Raw genomic sequence first — 17,335 nt, forward strand, 5'->3', positions numbered from 1 at the left:
GCCGCTCAGCCCCTAGGTTGGGGACTCATTCAGCTAACGCCGTCATCTCCGCCTGCGCGGGGATGACGAACGAAAATCAGATACTTGTTTGGGTTCTCAACCCAGTGTCGACGCACGAAAAACGGGCGAGAGGTTGCCCCCTCGCCCGCTCCTCATGGCCCTGAACTGACGCGCCTACTCGTAGCGCAGGGCATGAATCGGATTGGTGCGCGCCACGCGGAAGGCATGGGCGCCGATGGTGAGCACCGCGATCGCCAGCGCGAGCAGGCTCGCGCCGATGAAGGGCACCGGCGTGAGCGAGATGCGCGCGTCGAAGGCGTTGAGGAACTCGCGCATCAGCCACCAGGCGACGGGCCAGGCGATGATGTTGGCGATCACCACGGGCCGCGTGAACTGCCAGACGAGCAGCCGCGCGATATCGGCGGTGCGCGCGCCCAGCACCTTGCGGATGCCGATCTCCTTGGTCCGCCGCTCCGCCGTGAAGGCGGCGAGGCCGAACAGGCCGAGACAGCCGATCACCACCGCCAGGATCGCGAACATGCCGAACATCTGCGCACGGGCGTCGAGCCGCTTATAGGCCCGGGCGATCACTTCGTCGGCCAGGGTCGCGTCGAAGGGTACGTCGGGCGCATAACGGCGCCAGACCTTCTCGATCTCCTCGCGCACCGGTCGCGGGTCGCCGTGGAAGCGCGCGACGAGCCAGCTCACGCTGTGCCTGTCGAACAGGAACATGGTCGGCTCGATCGCGGTCCGAACGGTGCGGAAGCGCGCATCGGCGACGACGCCGATGATGGTGAGGTTCATCAATCCCCCATATTCGTCCTTCACGCCGTACCGGACCGTCTTGCCGATCGCTTCCTGCGCGCTTTTGAAGCCCATGCGCTTCACGGCGCCCTCGTTGATCACGATATGGCCGCCGCGCGCGACCAACGCCCTTTCCGCCGCCGGATCCTCGGGGACCGGCGTGGTCATGTCGTCGGCCGGGCGGTTCTCCTCGAACAGGCGGCCGGCGACCAGGCGGATGCCCATGGTGGGGAAGAAGCCGGCGTCGACGCCGTAGATGCCGATGTCGACGGGATCGGTGCGGCCGGGCACGACCACCGAAGTGGAGGAGGTGTTGCCGGTCACCACGCCGATCATCGTCCGCCCGACGGAATCGACGCCCGGCACCTTGGCGATCGCGCGGGTTAGCGCATCGGCCTGGGGCTCCAGCGTCTTGGAGCCGATGCCGGCCAGCTGGATCAGCCCTGCCCGCTTGTAGCCCGGATCGAGCGAGCGGGCATAGACGTTCTGCGAATAGACCACCGCGGTGCAGATGATCAGGCCGATCGAGACGGCGAACTGGATCACGACGAGCGCGCTGCGCAACAGGCCCGAGCCTTCGGCATCCGCCGCGGACTTGTTCGCCTTGAGCACGCGCGCCGGCTGGAAGCGCGACAGGTAGAAGGCCGGATACAGCCCACCGGCCGCGCCGACGAGCAGCACCAGGCCGATCATCGGCAGGAACATTCCGCCATGGCCGAAATAATGCAGTTCGAGATCGGCATCGAGGAAGTTGCCGAACCAGGGCAGCACGATCTCGACCAGGGCGAGCGCGAGCAGCATCGCGATGGTCGCGAGCAGGATCGATTCCCCGATGAACTGCGTCATCAGCTGGCGGCGGGTGGCGCCCAGCACCTTGCGCAGCGCCACTTCGCGAGCGCGCTGGCTGGCGCGGGCGGTGGCGAGGTTGGTGAAGTTGATGCAGGCCATGGCGAGGATCATCACCGCGATGGCCGCGAAGGTGACGATCGTCTGCACGTCGTTGCCGGCGGTCATCGCCGAGCCGGTGGCGCGGCCGAGATGGACGTCGGGCGCCGCGACCAGCTTGAAGGTGCGCTCGTCGCCGGGATTATGCTTCTGGCCGTTGAAGGTAATGTCCGGGATGTTGCGCTTCTTCCACGCCTCCAGCTGGTTGTTCACCGTGGCGGCATCGACGCCCGGGCGCAGCTTCACATAGACCCAGCCCGAGGTCCAACCCCAGCTGGTCAGATAGCCATTGTCCTCCGGGAACATGCTCGGGAAATCGACGCGGACCAGCATCCGCATATCCATGTGCGAGTGCTTGGGGAGGTCCTTGAACACGCCGGTGATGCGGTAATCGGCCTTCTTGCCCGAAGTGAGCAGCGTCAGGGTACGGCCGACGACGTTCCTGGTGCCGAAGATCTTGTTCGCCTCGTCCTCGCTCAGCACCACCGTTCCGGGCCGCGAGAGCGCCTTGCGGTCGCCCTGCGCCATCGGCAGCGCGATCGTGTCGAGAAAGGCGCCGTCGACCAGCCTGCCCTCATCGACCTGCCTGGCCTCGCCGTCCTTGAGCAGCGTGAGCGGCGGGCCGCCCATATAGGTGGCGCTCTCGATCTGCGGGAAATCCTTGAGCAGCGCCCCCTTGGTCACATAGGGCGCGCCCTGGTTCTCGAACCCGTCGCCGGTGGTCTTGCTCTTGTAATAGACCTGGAGCTGATAGGTGCGCCCCGCATCGGGCAGCCAGTTGTCGTAGCTGCGCTCATACTGGACGTAGAGCAGGATCAACAGGCAGGCCGCCAGGCCGATCGCCAGGCCGAACAGGTTGATGAAGGCATAGGTGCGGTTCTTCGCAAGCGCGCGCAGGCCGACCGTCAGATAGTTGCGCCACATGGGCTTTCTCCTCTCCCGGAGTTTCAGGCGGCGCGGCGGCGTTCCTGGAGGACGCGGCCGTCGAGCATGTTGACGATGCGGCCGGCATAGTCGGCATGCGCCGGCGAGTGAGTGACCATCACGATCGTCGAACCCTCGGCATTGAGGGTCTGGAGCATGTGCATCACTTCCTCGCCATGCTGGGTGTCGAGATTGCCGGTCGGCTCGTCCGCGAGGATCAGCTTCGGGCTGGCGACGAGCGCCCGGGCGACGGCGACGCGCTGCTGCTGGCCGCCCGAGAGCTGGCTCGGCCGGTGCTTGGCGCGATGGGCGATGCCGGTGCGGTCCATCACTTCCTCCACCCGGCGCTTGCGCTCGGCGGCAGGGACCTTGTGGTAGAGCAGCGCGAGCTCGATATTGTCGCGGACGCTCAGCTCGTCGACCAGGTTGAAGCTCTGGAAGATGAAGCCGATATTCTCCTTGCGGACATCGGCGAGCCTGGTCTCGCCCAGACCGGCGACTTCCTGGCCGTTGAACAGATAGCTGCCCGAGGACGGGCTATCGAGCATGCCGATCATGTTGAGCAGGGTCGACTTTCCGCAGCCGGACGGGCCCATGATCGCCACGAATTCGCCCTGCGCGATTTCGAGGTCGATCGCGTCGAGCGCCGTCGTCTGTACCGTGTCGGTGCGGTAGACCTTGGAGAGTTCGCGCATCTGCAGCATCGGATTCCCTTTCTTTTCGGTCATTTGGTCAGGTCCAGGCGCGTCTTGTCGGTGAGACCGGTATAGGGCGAGGTGATCACCTTCTCGCCGGGTTCGAGCCCGTCGAGCACTTCGACGAAATCGGTGTTGCGGCGGCCCAGGCGCACGTTGCGCTTCTCCGCCGAAGCGCCGCCGGGCGCGACGACGAATATCCAGGCGCCGCCGGTATCGTTGTAGAAGGCGCCGTTGGGGATCAGAAGCGCGGGTGCGGAATCCCCCAGGGTGAGGCGCGCCTGCATGGTCTGGCCGCGCTGGAGCTGGGGCGGCTCGCCGCCGGTGAACTGCAGGTCGACCTGGAACTGGCCGTTCTGCACCTGCGGATAGATCTTGGTGACCTTGGCGCCGTAGCGCTTGCCGCCCCAGTCGAGCGCCGCCTGCTGGCCGAGCTGGACGCGGCCGAGATAGAATTCGTCGACCCCGGCGATCAGCTTGTTGCGGCCGGGGCTGTCGATCTGGCCGACCCGCTCGCCGCGGCCGAGCGACTGGCCGACCTGGACCGAAAAGCCCGAGAGCTGGCCGGCCACCGGCGCGCGCAGCTGGAGTGCGTCGAGATTGGCGCGGGCGATGGCCAGGCCCGACTGCATCGACTTGGCCGCGGCCTGCTGCTGCGAGAGCTGGCTGCCCTGCAGGCGCGCATCGGTCGCCTGGCTGCGCTTCAGGGCGGCGAGGTTGCGCTGGCTGAGCGCGTAATCGGCCTGGGTGTCGGCGAACTGCTTGCCCGAGACGAAGCCGCGATCGGCGAGCGGCTTTTCCCGGTCATATTGGCGGCGGGCCTTGTCATAGACGGTCTCGGCGGCGAGCACGGCGCGCTCGTTGGACAGGCGCGTCTGGGCGAGCGCCAGTTCCTGGCTGCGCATGTTGTTGATCTGCTGCTCCACCTCGGTCTGGCGGGCGAGGGTGGAGAGCTGGAGCTCGGCGTTGGAGAGCAGGGCGATCGGCTGGCCGGCGGCGACGGTGGCGCCGTCCTCGACCAGCATCTTCTCGACCCGGCCGCCCTCCACCGCGTCGATATAGACGGTGAGCAGCGGCGTGACGCGCGCGCGCAGCGGCATGAAATCGTCGAACGTGCCGCGGGTGACGCTGGAGATGGTCACGCGGTCCGCCCCCACCGTCTGGCTCGCGCCCGACGGGGCGAACCACCAGAAGCCGGCCAGCGCGAGCAGCAGCACCACCGCGCCGAGCGCGACCTTGAGCCGCCCCGAAAGCCCCCGCTTCTCGACGACCTGGTCCATCCCGCTTCCGGAGACGGCCCCCCTGTCCTTCTGCATTCGCAAAACCGCCATGTCCTCTTCCCCACCAACTACCCCAGCAACAGCCGTGCCAATCGCTTTCCCCAGCGGCGGCACGTCACATCCTCACACGGCAACTGTTCGATTCCGGACAGGAGCGTCCGGAATCGAACGCTATCCGAAACGAAATCGGCCCGAGATCGAGCGCAGCGCGCGTGGCGTTCGCCTGGACGCGGAGGTCGAGCCCGAAGCGGCCTTGCGGCAGGGCGCAAAGCAGAAGCGCGAGCGCGCCGAGTGCCGCGAGCGTCCTTCCCTCCGTCTTCCCTGCTCCGGTGCGCCGCACGATTTCCTCCTCCGGCACTTGCGCCGTTCATCGGAGTGTCAGCATGACCCGTGCCAATTGCGCGCCGAGGGGGGACCAGGGCTTGGCACGTAAATTGATTGTCCGGTTCCGCACACTAGCTGTACGGGAGCGGGCAGAATGAGCGATCCGGAATTCGAATTCTGCGTCGTGATCGACGACGACGAGGACATATTGATGGCCTCGCGGCTGCTGCTGCGCAGGCTGTTCAGGGATGTCGAGGCGGTGCGCAGCCCCGAAGAGGCGCTGCCGCTGATCCAGGCGCGTACGCCCGACGCGGTGCTGCTCGACGCCAATTTCGCGCGCGGCGCCACCGATGCGGCCGAAGGGCTGGCCTGGCTGGACAAGCTGCTGGCGGTCGATCCCGAGATGGTGGTGGTGATGATCACCGCGCATGGCGGCGTTCAGGTGGCGGTGGCGGCGATGAAGCGCGGAGCGACCGACTTCGTCTCCAAGCCGTGGTCGAACGAGAAGCTGCTGGCCACCGTGCGCACCGCCGCGTCGCTCCGCCGCTCGCGCAAGGCAGTGAGCGGCAGGGGCGCGCCCTCCCCCGCCCCGCCGGTCGGCGCGTCGCCCCTGCTCGGCGATTCGCCGGCGATGGCGCGCGTCCATTCGCTGATCGCCCGCGCGGCGCCCACCGATGCCAATGTGCTCGTGCTGGGCGAGAACGGCACCGGCAAGGAGCTGGTGGCACGCGAGCTGCACCGCCAGTCGTTGCGGGCGGACCAGGGGATGCTGACGGTCGACCTGGGCGCGATCAGCGAGGACCTGATCGACAGCGAGCTGTTCGGCCATGTGAAGGGCGCCTTCACCGATGCCCGTACCGACCGGGTGGGCCGCATCCAGGCGGCGCATGGCGGCACGCTGTTCCTCGACGAGATCGGCAACCTGCCGCTGCGGCTCCAACCCAAATTGCTTACCGTGCTCGAGCAGCGCCAGGTGACGCCGGTGGGCGCCAACAAGCCGGTGCCGGTGGATATCCGCGTGATCGCCGCGACCAACCTGCCGCCCGAGAAGCTGCGCGACGAGAGCCATTTCCGCCAGGACCTGCTCTTCCGCCTCAACACGGTGGAGATCGACCTGCCCCCGCTCCGCGCGCGCCACGAGGACCTGCCGCAGCTCGTCGCCCATTATCTCCAGCATTATGCGAAGCGCTACGGGCGGCCGGTGCCGGTGCTGAGTCCGGCGGCGCGGATGGCACTGCTCGAGCATGACTGGCCGGGCAATGTCCGCGCGCTGCGCCACGCCCTGGAACGCGCAGTGATCCTGGCGCGCGAGGAAGCGCTGGAGCCGGAGGACTTCGCGCTCATACGCGCGATGCCGCGCTTCCCGAGCGTGGCGATCACGCCGCCGCCGCAGCTCCAGCAGAACGACGACCTCAACCTGGATCGGATGGAGCGCCGGATCGTCGAGGAGGCGCTGAAGAAGCACGGCTACAACATCTCGCTCTCCGCCGCAGAGCTGGGCCTGTCGCGCGCGGCGCTCTATCGCAGGATGGAGAAGCATGGGCTTTGACCGGCGCTTCGCGCCCGGCCTGGCCGCCTGGATCGCGGCGCTGGGAGGCGCGCTTGCCGCCGCAGCCCTGACGCTCTTCACCCCGGGGCTGGGCGCGGCGCGGATCGTCGCGCTGCTGCTCGTCCTGGGCGCGGTCTGGGGGCTGTGGCGCCACGTCTCGCGCACCAATGTCGATGTCGCGCGCTTCGTCGAGGCGCTGCGCTTCGACGATACCGCCGCCCGCTTCGGCGGCCATCGCGACGCCGGGTTCGAAGCGCTCGGCACCGCGCTCGATTCGGCGATGGATCGGCTGCGCGCGCGCCAGATGGCCGCTGCCGCCGAGATGCGCTTTCTGGAAGCGCTGGTCGACGATATGCCGGTGGCGCTGCTCACCATCGACGGCGAGGGCCAGGTCGCCCCCGCCAACAAGGCGGCGCGGCGCCTGTTCCGGAAGACGCCCGGCACCCGGGCCGAGGACTACGCCGTCTATGGCGCGACGCTCGCCAAGCGGCTGGCCGGTGGCGGCGCGACAGAGGAGATATTGCTGCTGGCGATCGAGGGGCGGACGCAGCGCGCGCTGGTCCGCTCGGGAATGCTCGAGCGGCTGGGGCGCAGCATCCGGGTGGTGACGGTGCAGCCGATCCAGGGCACGCTCGACGCAGTCGAGATGGCCGCGCAGACCGATCTGGTGCGGGTGCTGACCCATGAGATCCTCAATTCGCTGACGCCGGTGACGTCGCTCGCCGCCACCGCGGCGGACCTGCTCGACGATCCCGAGCTGGCGGCCAATCCGCGGATCGCCGATGCGCGTGCAGCGGTCTCCACCCTCGCCCGGCGCGCGCATGGGCTGGGGCATTTCATCGAGGCCTATCGCACGGTGGCGCACACGCCGATAATCCAGCGCCAGGCCTTTGCCGCCCAGCCCTGGGCCGAGGAGCTGGGCCGCATCTTCGCCGCACGCGAGCCGGAGGTGCCGCTCGAGATCCATGTGGCCTCGGCACGGCTGGCGATCGATGCCGATCCCGACCTGCTGGCGCAGGTGCTGATCAACCTGCTGCAGAACGCGGCCCAGGCCATGGCCGGCCAGAAGCGCCCACCCCGGCTGGCGCTGCGGCTGTTCCCGGACCGCGAGGCGCTGGCGATCGAAGTGGAGGACAATGGGCCCGGCGTGCCCGAAGGGCTGCGCCAGGACGTGTTCCTGCCCTTCTTCACCACCCGCGCGACCGGCACCGGCGTGGGGCTGAACCTCGCGCGCCAGATCGTGGTGGCGCATGGCGGCAGCATCGCGATCACCGATGCCCCGGGCGGCGGCGCGCTGTTCCGGATCTTGCTCTAGGGTGAGAACCCGGACAAACCCTTGAAACTACTCCCGAAACCTGCCTTCGCGGGGATGACGGGTCTGCCGATCGAGTCCCGCCCGCCACGCCCCGCTTGGCCGGAGCACCTGGCGGTGCCCCGGCCGCCGGGTCACCGAAGCAACCAGGCCCAGGCTTCGCCGATCTCGTCATCGATATCGGTACCGATCCTCCGGAAACCGAGCCTGGTGAGAATGCGCGTCGATGCATTCTCCTCCGGCATCGTCTTCGCATAGAGCGCGATGCCGGGCGCGTGATGCCGCGCGATCTCGACCAGCCTCCGGGCAATTTGCGTGGCCACGCCCGTGCGCCGGTGATCGGCCAGGGTGAAATAGGCAATCTCGACGCGATTATCGGCGGGAGCGCCGACAAAGGCGCCGCCGCCGACGGCCGTGCCGGACGATATGGCAATATATCCGATCCAGGGCGGATCGAAGCCCAACCGGTCGTACATCGCTGCGGTGGCTGCGCATGCCTGGTCGATTTCGCGCGCCCGCTCGCATGGGGACGCAATGGTCCCGTCACGCGCGCAGGCGACGAGCGCAAACTTGTCGTCTGACATTTCTTGATCTCACATGCCAAAAATGCCCGCCGCTCTTGGCGGCGAGGCGGATCCTGGTTCAGGCGGGAACCGAAGCTCCCGGGCCTTGGGCAATGGCAGGCAGAGGCAAATCCAATCGATGAACCCCGCGGATAGCGGGCGCGGGGAGGCTTGGCAACGGCGGCGATGCGAGTTGCTGGCAATGTGTCCGCTTTCGTTCCGATGGCGGTTTCCACCCTGATGGATGAATTCGCGCACAGGTGATAGAAGGAGCAATGCGCAATCAACTGCAGAGAGCGGTCATCGCCTTGGCTCAGCCCGCCGGCATTCAGCTCTCCCTCTTTCCCGACTTCGTCTGCAAAGCGGACGAGCTAGCCCTCGACTTCGAAGATGGCCTTTATGAGATGGTCGGACACGAGGCGGAGTTTTCGGATGAGCAGCGAAAGGCGATCAACATCTTGAACCAGTTGCTTTCCAAAATGGTCGGCGAGCAGCATGCATCATTCTGGACTGAGGCAGCTCTCCGCGAGCACCCGGTCTGGGAGGAGATACGCGATGCAGCAAAGGCAGCCGCAGCAACCTTCGGCTGGGACTTGCAGGCTGTCCCCTCGTCGAATGCCGTCTACATCCCTGCGGGCTCGAACGGCGGCTAACCCCCCTTCAGCGCGCGCCTCGCCCCTGCCAACCCGCACCTAACGCCCCGCCACGAACGCCGGCGCCTCGGGCGGCACCGACGCCCCGCGCCAGCGCTCGACCACGCCCACCGCGATCTTGCCATCGGTATGCTGCACGCGCTGGATCAGCACGGCGGCCTGCTGGCTGGTGCCGCCGATCGTCGCACGGGTACGGACCCAGAAGGTGCCCGAGCGGAAGCTGGTGCCCCAGGGCAGCGCGAGGTTCTGGTCGCTCAGGTCCTTGAGGATGAGCTTGCCGTTCCGCTTGCGGATCTCGGCCAGCCGCTGCGCCGCCAGCGGATCGCGAAAGAGGATGCGCAGCATATCGGGATCGGCGGCATTGAGGTTGATCGTCGTGGTGCCGGGCAAGGCCGTCACCAGCCGCTCCAACCGGGCAGTCGCCTCCGGATCCAGACCCGCCAGGCGCAGCGGGCGGATGTCGGTGATCGGGCCGTAGAGGCGGACATAGGTGATCGCCTTCACCGCATCGTCCGGCGACAGCCCCACATCCTTGGCGATCGTCTGGAACAGCACGATCGCGCCGGCATCGCCTGCGCGGAGGGCATTCAAGTTGAAGCGCCCCTCGGCATCGGCGATCGCGAGATCGAAGGTGCCGCCCTCGATCGGCGCGCCGCTCTCCGACAATCGGGCCCAGGGCTCGGTGAGATTGTCCTCATTGGGAGCGACCACCATGTCGCGGCGGAGCGCCACCACGGCGGAAAGCTCGCCGCCGCGCACCACCGCCAGCGCGCGCGCCGCCTCGCGCGTGCGCAGCGCGCGATCGAGCGCCAATTCTTCGCGATTGATTAGCAATAGCACAAGCCCGGACGCGATCGCGACGAACATCAGCACGTTGACGAGGATCATCCCCGCTTCGCCTTCGCCCGCCCGTTTCATTGCTTCGGATACTCCGCCTGATCGGGCAGCGTCACCACGCGGCGCAGCGCCCCGGGCGTTCCGCCGGGTCCGATTGCCTGCAGCTCGATCGCGATGGCGCGCGGCCATCTGTCCTTGTCCTCGTCGCGCAACGGCCAGCGATCGGCCCAGGCGCCGCCGTCGAGGAAGCGCCAGCGGACATTGGCGACGCCACCGACCACGGTCTGCAGCATCGCGCCCGATCCGCGCACCAGATTGCCGTTGGCCACCGAATATTGCAGCGGCACCGCCGGCCCGCCAAAACCGGGCGCGGCGCGCGTGAAGTTCAGCTTCTCGCCGCCACCCGAGACGCGGCCGAACGCGATCTGGTCGATATCGCTCGACACCACGAACATCGCGCGCTGGAGATCGGCGAGGCGATCGAGCCGCTTCTCGGTACGCCCCTGCACCTTGATGATGCCGTCGACCAGTGCGAGGCCCGCCACCGCGATCAGCGCGAACAGGCCGAGCGAGATCATCAGCTCGATCAGGGTAAAGCCCTGCTCGGCCCCTCCTTCGTCGCGACAGCGGGGAACGGGACGAAGCACTTCGGCCTCAGGAACCCGAGCTCGACGCCACCGGCGTGTAGCCGGTCTCGCCGGCGACCACGATCGCGAAGTCGCGGGCGACCGAGCCGTCGGTGCGGAAGCGGACCGGTCCGGTGACGCCGTGGAAGCCCTTGGCGTCCATCAACCCCTCCATGCCCAGCCGGTTGTCGGCACGCAGCGTATTGGCGATGCCCGCCGCGTCATAGGCGAGTGCGGCGATCGTGCCAGGCTCGCCGCCGTTGCGGGCCTGGAAGGCGGCAGCGAAGGTGCCGAAGGCACCCGGATCGGGGCTGGCGAACCAGGCGCCGTCGAGCGCCGCGAGTGCCTGGGGGCGGTTGTCGAGCGCCTGGAAAGTGCCGAGCAGCTGCACGCCGGTGTCCTTGAGCGCGCGCGCCGCGGCCAGAACCGCCTCGCCGCTGCCGGGCAGCAGCACGGCGTCCGGCGCCTCGCCCGGCGCGGGGAGCGGCTGGCCAGGCTTCACCTGGAGGACATGGACGGTGATGCCGAGTTCGCCCTCGCTCTTGCCGGCGGCGAGCGCGGCGGCGGCGCTCCAGGGCGAGCCGTCGTCGATCATCGTCACGGTCTTCACGCCGCGGGTGCGGGCATAGCGCAGGATCGCGGTGGTCACCTGGCCCGCGGTGATCCCGAAGATCCAGGTGCCCGGCGCGCGCAGCACGGAATCGTTGCTGAACGCGATCACGGGCACGCGGCCGGCGATGGTGCTGGAGACGGCGGGCACTTCCTCGGCCGAGAGCGGCCCCAGGACCAGCGCCGGCTTGAGCTTCAGTGCCTGCGCGGCCGCACCGGCGGCGCCGGCCGCGGTGCCGCCCGTGTCGAAGCTCTGCACATAGGCGCTGTTTTCCGCGAGCAACGCCGCCTGGCGCATGCTAAGGCCCAGCCGCGCTCGCGGGCCCGTGAGCGGCAGCAGTAGGGCGATCGGGCGCTTGTCCTTCTTCTCCGCTGCGAACACATGCGAGGGAAGCACGACCGATGCCGCTGACGCGACCAGGCCTGATTGCAGCGACTTCAGCAGGGTCCGTCGATCCATTGCCGACTCTGGGAGAGGGAAGCGGGGCACGGCGGTCTATTATCCTCTTCGCCCTGATCGGCATAGGGGCGTATCTGCTCGCGCTGCTCGTGACGATGCCGGCGAGCGTGATCTTCCGGGACGCCACCTGGCGCACGGGCGTGGCGGGCACGGTGTGGAACGGCGAAGTCGGCATCGCCGGCGGCGCGACCTTCGCCTGGCACATGGCGCCGCTGCGCTCGCTGACCAGCCTGGCCTTTGCGGCCGACTGGAAGGCGACCGGGCCGGACACCGATCTGGGCGGGCAGATGCTCCAGCACCTGGGCGGGCGGACGGTGCTCGACCATGTCAGCGGCTCGGCCGATGCGAGCCTGCTCCGCGCGCTCCAGCCCAACCTGCCCTTCACCTGCAACCTGACCCTGCAGGTCGAGATGCAGCGCATCGCCTCGGGCGGCGGTGCCCGCATGGCCGACGGCAAAGTGACCACCGATCCGGGCAGCTGCCGCGCGAAGAGCGGCGGCGGGCCGGTGGCGGTGCCGGCGCTGCTGATCACCGCCGAGCATGTCGGCGATCGCACGACGATCCGGGTGGCGCCCTCGGCCCAGCGGCTGAAGACGCTGATGACTGCGGTGCTGTCCGAGGACGGCGCGCTCGACATCGCGATGACGCCGGAGGGCGCGGCGATCCTGCCGTTCGTCGGGCTGCCGGGCGGAGCCAGGGTGCAGGGGCAGATGTGATGCGTTGACCGCGCAATCCGATATCGTCAGCCCCGCAAAGGCGGGATGACGATTGCCTTGGCTTACAACCCCACCAGATTGTTCAGGTTGATGATCGGCAGCAGGATCGCCAGCACCATCATCAGCACCAGCCCGCCCATCACCAGCAGCACCAGCGGCTCCACCAGCGCGACCAGGGTGCCGACGATCGCGTCCAGCTCGCGCTGCAGCTCGTGCGAGGCGCGGTCGAGCGCCGGCGCCAGCCTCCCCGAACTCTCGCCCGAGGCGACGATCGCGACGAGCATCGAGGGGAAGACCCCCGCCTCGCCCATCGCGGCGCGCAGGCTGATGCCTTCGCGGACCCGCGACGCGACGCCGAGTGCCCTTTCGCGCACCCAGCGATTGGGCGTGACCGCCGCCGCGGCATGCAGCGCATCGACCAGGGGGACGGCGCTGCCGACCAGCGTGGCGAGGCTGCCGGCGAAGCGGGCGGCGCTCAGCTGGCGGCTGAAACGGCGGAAGGGGCGGCGCTCCGAGAAGAAGCGATCGATGCGCAGCCGATTGGCCGGCACCCGCGCCCAGCGGAAGAAGACGAGCGCCGCCACGGCAAGGCCGAGCAGCAGGTACAGCCCGAAATTCTGGAGGAACCAGCTCACCGCGATCAGCGCCTTGGTGAGGAACGGCAGGTCGGCCCCGCGCGAGACGAACACCTTCACGATATCCGGCACGATATAGACGAGCAGCAGCGCCATCATGCCGAACGAAACGAGCGCGAGCAGCGCGGGATACATCAGGGCGAGCTGGAGCTTCTGGCCATTGGCCTGGCGGTTCTCGACGAACTCGGCAAGGTGGTTGAGCACGTTGGGCAACTTGCCCGACGCCTCGCCCGCCGCGACCGAGGCGCGGTAGAATTCGGGAAAGGCCCCGGGATGCTGCGCCAGCGCGGCGGCGAAGCTGCGCCCGTCGAGGATCGCGGCGCGCACGTCGAGCAGGAGCGAGCTGGTGGGCGCATGCTCGGACTGGGTGGCGACCAGGCGCAGCGCTTCCTCGATCGCGATGTCCGAGCCGACCAGCGTGGCGACCTGGCGCGTGACGGTGGCCAGCGCCTTGGAAGACAGGCCGGCGCGGCGGAAGCGGGGCAACTGGATCGTGCCGAAACTGGCGCCCTTCTCGGCCGCCATCTCGACGGAAAGCGGCAGCAGCGCCTGCTCGCGCAGCAGCGCGCGCGCGGCGGCGGGGCTGGAGGCTTCGATGATGCCCCTCTTCGAAGCGCCGGCCTTGTCGGCGGCGCGATAGGCATAGGCGGGCATCTATATTCCCCCCCGGCACGGGGAGGGGAAGCGGCCGCAGGCCAGTGGAGGAGGGGCGCCGCAAGGGTCTCGCCTGCGGAGAGCCCCCTTCACCACGACGCTACCGGTCGCAGTCCCCCTCCCCGTGCCGGGGAGGATTTTCATGCTTCGTCCCTCACCACCCGGGCCACCTCTTCCACCGTGGTCACCCCGGCCCTCACCTTCGCGATGCCATCGTCGAGCAGGCTCGGATTGTCCTTGCGGGCATGAGCCTCGAGCTCGGCCTCGGAGGCGCCGTCATGGATCAGCTTCTGGAACTTCTCGTCGACCGCGACGACTTCGTAGAGGCCTGCCCTCCCCCGATAGCCCTCGCCATGGCATTCCGGGCAGCCGACCGCGCGCCAGATCTTCTTGCCCGGCTTGATCGCCCCGCCGAGAAGGAGCGAGTCCGCCTCGCTCGCCTCGTCGGGCCTGGCGCAGCTCGGGCAGAGCTTGCGGACAAGGCGCTGGGCGCACAGGCCGACGACCATCGGGGCGAGCAGATAGCGCTCGACTCCCATGTCGATCAGACGAGTGACCGAGCCGACCGCGCTGTTGGTGTGCAGCGTCGAGAGCACGAAATGCCCGGTCATCGACGAGCGCACGGCGACCTGCGCAGTCTCCTGGTCGCGAATCTCGCCGACCATGATCACGTCGGGATCCTGGCGCAGGATCGCGCGCAGGCCGCGGGCAAAGGTCATGTCGGTGCGCGGATTGACCTGGGTCTGGCCGATGCCCGCCAGCTCATATTCGATCGGATCCTCGACGGTCATGATGTTGCGCTTGCGATCGTTGAGGCGATTGAGCGCCGCGTAGAGCGTCGTGGTCTTGCCCGAACCGGTGGGGCCGGTGACGAGCAGCATGCCGTGTGGGCGCTCGAGCAGGCGCGTGAACACGCCGCGATCGCGCGCGCTCATGCCCAGCACTTCCATGTCGAGCCGGAGCGACCCCTTCTCCAGCAGGCGCATCACCACCCGCTCGCCATGCTGGGTCGGGATGGTCGAGACGCGGGCATCGACGTCGTGGCCGCCGATCCGCAGCGTCACGCGGCCGTCCTGGGGGATGCGGCGCTCGGCGATGTCGAGCCTGGCCATCACCTTGATGCGGCTGACCAGCAGCGGCGCGAGCGCGCGCGGCGGCTCGATCATGTCGCGCAGCACGCCGTCGATGCGGAAGCGGACGACCAGGCGCTTCTCCTGCGTCTCGATATGCACGTCCGACGCGCCTTCGCGCACGGCTTCGAGGAGCAGCGCGTTGATCAGGCGGATGACGGGGGCGTCGTCGCGCGTGTCGAGCAGGTCGTCCACGCTGGCGGCGCTGTCGGCAAGCGCGGCCAGGTCCATGTCGCCGAGATCGATGTCGGCGGCGGCGCCGGCACCCGAATAGGCGGCACTCAGCGCCGCGTCGAACTGGTCGTCGGCCACCGAGACGAAGCGCGCGGCGGGGGCGAGGCGCTGGACTTCGAGCAGGCCGTCGAGCGCGGCGCCCGCCTTGTGGACGCACTCCAGGCCGGCATCGGTGACGCGCAGCAGCACCCCGTTCCGGCGCGCAAAGCCATAGGGCAGCGTCGCGGGGGATTGGTCGGTGAGGATCAGCATCTCGTTCATCCGCCGAAATCCACGGTGGCGCTGACCCGGCCCGGCTCCGGGCGGCGCCGGAGGTCGACCCGCCGGATGCGCAGAGTGCTGGTCGCGGAGAGATCGGCGAGCCAGGCCATGACCGAATCATAGCTGCCATCGGCGATCGTCGCACGCGCACCGTCGGGGATCGGCGCGACGGTCGCGGCAAGGCCGAAGCCCCCCACGGAGCCGTTGATCACCTCGGCCGGCGAGCCCTGGCGGCGCTGGGGCTGGCTCGGCGAAAGCGTGCCCGCGGCGCGGATGCGGGCGGTGAGCGTCTCATAGGTGCGGATATCCTGCAGCGCCGAGGCTCGGGCGGCCTGGAGCGGCTTGACCACGCCATAGACCAGCACCAGCGCGGCGAGGAACAGGGCCAGGACGCCGAGCATGGCCTGCTCGCGGCGGCTGCGGCCGGTCCACCAGCCGTCGAAGCGGATCAGCGCGGCGTCGAGCGCCGGCATGCGGGCGAGAATCAGTCTCATGCGGCGCTCGCAGTAATGCGGATCGCGCCTTCGGGCGAGCGGACGACGCGTGCCCCTATCCCGGCAGCCTTGAGCGTCGCCTCGATCCGCGATGCCAGCTCCGTATCGGGCGAGGCGTCGAGATCGAGCGTGAGCAGCTTGCCCTCGAAGGTCATGGCCCGCACCGCGAACGCGCCGGCCAGCGGCCCGAGCGCACCCGATACGCGCGTGACGAGCGGCACGAACGGCTGCGGCACCCGCGCACCGCCACCGGCCGGCAGCATGCCGGTGATCGAATTGGCGAGATCGTCGCCCAGCGTCACGCCGGGCGCGGCGAGCGAGGCCGTGGCGCGCGCCTCCGCCTCGCGCCGATCGGCGATGTTGCGCAGCATGATCACGTCGCCCAGTGCGATCACGGCATGCGCGGCGGCACCGATCGCGGCGACCCAGACGAACTTGCGCCACAGGCCCGAGCGCGCGGTCTTGCGCACCGCATAGGCGCCCTGGCGCAGGTCGAGCGTGGCGACGGCCGCGCCCGCGCCGGGCCCGACGGCGGAAGGATCGAGCGTGGCCGCGCCCTTCTGCATGTCGTCGGGCAGGCGCTCGCCATAGCTGGTGACGCCCGGACGCCCGGCAGCTTCCCAGGCGGGGCGGAGCAAGTCGGCGGGAACTTCGAAGCCGGTTCCTTCCGCATCGCGCACCGCGGCGCGGCCGCCGGCCTGCGACACTGCCCAGCCTTCGGCCGGACGCGGCAGGGTCAGCACCTCGGGAACCATCGCGGCATGGCCGATGCCGGCCTCTTCGGCCTGGGCGATCCAGCGCGCCATCGCTTCGTGGCGGACCACGCCGACCAGATAGCGGCCCGGCGCGATCTGGCCGCCAAGCGCGAGATGCACCGAATCGACCGGCTCGGCGATTCGATCCTCGATAGCAAAGGGCAGGGCCGCGACGCGGCGCGCATGGCTGGGCAGCGGCAGATCGACCGCCAGCAGCCGCACCTGCCCGGTGGGGACGAGAATGGTTGCGGGCCAGTCCCGCGCGGCTATGATCAGGCGGTCACCCGCCAGCGTCCACACGCCCGCGGCGGGCGGCTCTGATGGGTCGGACGCACCCCTGGTGTTTGGGCTCATTGTCACATTTGCTTCATGGGCAGGACGCATGGGGCGGGGATGCGCATAGTTTTGAAACAGTTCCATGACATCGCACCTAAGGTGCATGACCGCAAGCACGCCGTTCCCGATGGCGAGGCCGGCCTGACGCTCATCGAGATGATGATCGTGCTGGTGATCATCGCGATCGTCGCCGGGCTCGTCGCCGCGAACGTGATGGGCCGGCCCGACGAGGCGAAGGTCACCGCCACCAAGAGCAACATCGCCACCATCTCGGGCGCGCTCAAGATGTACCGGCTCGACAATGGCGACTATCCCACCACCGAGCAGGGCCTGAAGGCGCTGGTCGAGAAGACCACCACGCCCCCGCTGCCCGCGACCTTCCCGCAGGGCGGCTATCTCTCCGCGCCCGCGCTCGACGCCTGGGGCAAGCCGTACGAATATCGTTCGGAGGGCGGCACCTTCACGATCCGCTCGCTCGGCAAGGACGGCAAGCCGGGCGGCGAAGGCGTGGACGCCGATATCGAAGGCAAGGGCTGAAC

16 protein-coding genes are annotated in these 17,335 nt (G+C 68.9%); 5 read left to right on the forward strand and 11 right to left on the reverse strand.

Features of this window, described 5'->3' with window-relative positions; translation table 11 throughout:
- Positions 1-174 precede the first annotated feature (174 nt).
- Genes FHR20_RS17085 through FHR20_RS17095 form a run of 3 tightly spaced genes read right to left on the reverse strand, consistent with a single transcriptional unit; the run spans position 175 to position 4,699 of the window.
- Positions 175-2,673 (reverse strand): ABC transporter permease, encoded by a 2,499-nt coding sequence (locus FHR20_RS17085; protein WP_167300818.1) that lies wholly within the window; start codon positions 2,671-2,673, stop codon positions 175-177.
- Between the two features lie 23 nt (positions 2,674-2,696).
- A complete protein-coding gene (locus FHR20_RS17090; protein ID WP_167300922.1) occupies positions 2,697-3,377 on the reverse strand; it encodes an ABC transporter ATP-binding protein in 681 nt (226 codons plus the stop codon).
- A gap of 20 nt (positions 3,378-3,397) precedes the next feature.
- Complete coding sequence (locus FHR20_RS17095) at positions 3,398-4,699, reverse strand: efflux RND transporter periplasmic adaptor subunit (RefSeq protein WP_243857496.1); 1,302 nt, start codon at positions 4,697-4,699, stop codon at positions 3,398-3,400.
- Between the two features lie 427 nt (positions 4,700-5,126).
- Here FHR20_RS17095 and FHR20_RS17100 point away from each other — a divergent pair, with 427 nt between their 5' ends.
- Both FHR20_RS17100 and FHR20_RS17105 read left to right on the forward strand, forming a co-directional pair.
- On the forward strand, positions 5,127-6,521 hold the full coding sequence (locus tag FHR20_RS17100; RefSeq protein WP_167300819.1) for a sigma-54-dependent transcriptional regulator: 1,395 nt from the start codon (positions 5,127-5,129) through the stop codon (positions 6,519-6,521).
- The gene (locus FHR20_RS17105) at positions 6,511-7,836 is read left to right on the forward strand and encodes a sensor histidine kinase (protein ID WP_167300820.1); all 1,326 of its coding nucleotides are present in this window, start codon (positions 6,511-6,513) and stop codon (positions 7,834-7,836) included. The genes FHR20_RS17100 and FHR20_RS17105 overlap by 11 nt, the downstream gene beginning before the upstream one ends.
- A gap of 131 nt (positions 7,837-7,967) precedes the next feature.
- Here FHR20_RS17105 and FHR20_RS17110 read toward each other — a convergent pair whose 3' ends face one another.
- Positions 7,968-8,417, reverse strand: coding sequence for a GNAT family N-acetyltransferase (locus FHR20_RS17110; RefSeq protein WP_167300821.1), 450 nt, complete (start codon positions 8,415-8,417; stop codon positions 7,968-7,970).
- A gap of 254 nt (positions 8,418-8,671) precedes the next feature.
- Between FHR20_RS17110 and FHR20_RS17115 the strand changes: the two genes are divergently transcribed.
- Positions 8,672-9,049 carry a hypothetical protein gene (locus FHR20_RS17115; protein WP_167300822.1) on the forward strand — a complete coding sequence of 126 codons (378 nt, stop codon included), beginning with the start codon at positions 8,672-8,674 and terminating at the stop codon, positions 9,047-9,049.
- Positions 9,050-9,088: 39 nt separating this feature from the next.
- On the opposite strand, the gene FHR20_RS17120 is transcribed toward FHR20_RS17115, so the two are convergent.
- The 3 genes from FHR20_RS17120 to FHR20_RS17130 are packed head-to-tail and all read right to left on the reverse strand — an operon-like array spanning position 9,089 to position 11,581.
- Positions 9,089-9,967 carry a type II secretion system minor pseudopilin gene (locus tag FHR20_RS17120; RefSeq protein ID WP_167300823.1) on the reverse strand — a complete coding sequence of 293 codons (879 nt, stop codon included), beginning with the start codon at positions 9,965-9,967 and terminating at the stop codon, positions 9,089-9,091.
- On the reverse strand, positions 9,964-10,533 hold the full coding sequence (locus tag FHR20_RS17125) for a PulJ/GspJ family protein (protein ID WP_286710753.1): 570 nt from the start codon (positions 10,531-10,533) through the stop codon (positions 9,964-9,966). The genes FHR20_RS17120 and FHR20_RS17125 overlap by 4 nt, the downstream gene beginning before the upstream one ends.
- 7 nt (positions 10,534-10,540) lie before the next feature.
- Positions 10,541-11,581: a penicillin-binding protein activator gene (locus FHR20_RS17130; RefSeq protein WP_167300824.1), complete on the reverse strand. Its 1,041-nt coding sequence runs from the start codon at positions 11,579-11,581 to the stop codon at positions 10,541-10,543.
- Between FHR20_RS17130 and gspN the strand changes: the two genes are divergently transcribed.
- Positions 11,581-12,297, forward strand: coding sequence for a type II secretion system protein N (gspN, locus tag FHR20_RS17135; protein ID WP_243857498.1), 717 nt, complete (start codon positions 11,581-11,583; stop codon positions 12,295-12,297). The two genes, FHR20_RS17130 and gspN, sit on opposite strands and share 1 nt — an antisense overlap.
- Positions 12,298-12,359: 62 nt before the next feature.
- Here gspN and FHR20_RS17140 read toward each other — a convergent pair whose 3' ends face one another.
- The 4 genes from FHR20_RS17140 to gspL all read right to left on the reverse strand — a co-directional run bounded on the left by FHR20_RS17140 (position 12,360) and on the right by gspL (position 16,814).
- Positions 12,360-13,586 (reverse strand): type II secretion system F family protein, encoded by a 1,227-nt coding sequence (locus tag FHR20_RS17140; RefSeq protein ID WP_167300825.1) that lies wholly within the window; start codon positions 13,584-13,586, stop codon positions 12,360-12,362.
- A gap of 140 nt (positions 13,587-13,726) precedes the next feature.
- Positions 13,727-15,211, reverse strand: a complete 1,485-nt coding sequence (gene gspE / locus FHR20_RS17145; protein ID WP_243857499.1) for a type II secretion system ATPase GspE — start codon at positions 15,209-15,211, stop codon at positions 13,727-13,729.
- The gene (gspM, locus tag FHR20_RS17150) at positions 15,208-15,705 is read right to left on the reverse strand and encodes a type II secretion system protein GspM (RefSeq protein ID WP_167300826.1); all 498 of its coding nucleotides are present in this window, start codon (positions 15,703-15,705) and stop codon (positions 15,208-15,210) included. The genes gspE and gspM overlap by 4 nt, the downstream gene beginning before the upstream one ends.
- Positions 15,702-16,814 (reverse strand): type II secretion system protein GspL, encoded by a 1,113-nt coding sequence (gspL, locus tag FHR20_RS17155; protein ID WP_167300827.1) that lies wholly within the window; start codon positions 16,812-16,814, stop codon positions 15,702-15,704. The genes gspM and gspL overlap by 4 nt, the downstream gene beginning before the upstream one ends.
- Before the next feature lie 39 nt (positions 16,815-16,853).
- On the opposite strand from gspL, the gene gspG reads away from it, so the two are divergent.
- Complete coding sequence (gene gspG / locus FHR20_RS17160; protein WP_167300828.1) at positions 16,854-17,333, forward strand: type II secretion system major pseudopilin GspG; 480 nt, start codon at positions 16,854-16,856, stop codon at positions 17,331-17,333.
- The last annotated feature ends 2 nt before the right edge of the window (positions 17,334-17,335 follow it).

Source organism: Sphingomonas leidyi (assembly GCF_011761945.1).
In the GTDB taxonomy this organism is placed as follows: domain Bacteria; phylum Pseudomonadota; class Alphaproteobacteria; order Sphingomonadales; family Sphingomonadaceae; genus Sphingomonas; species Sphingomonas leidyi.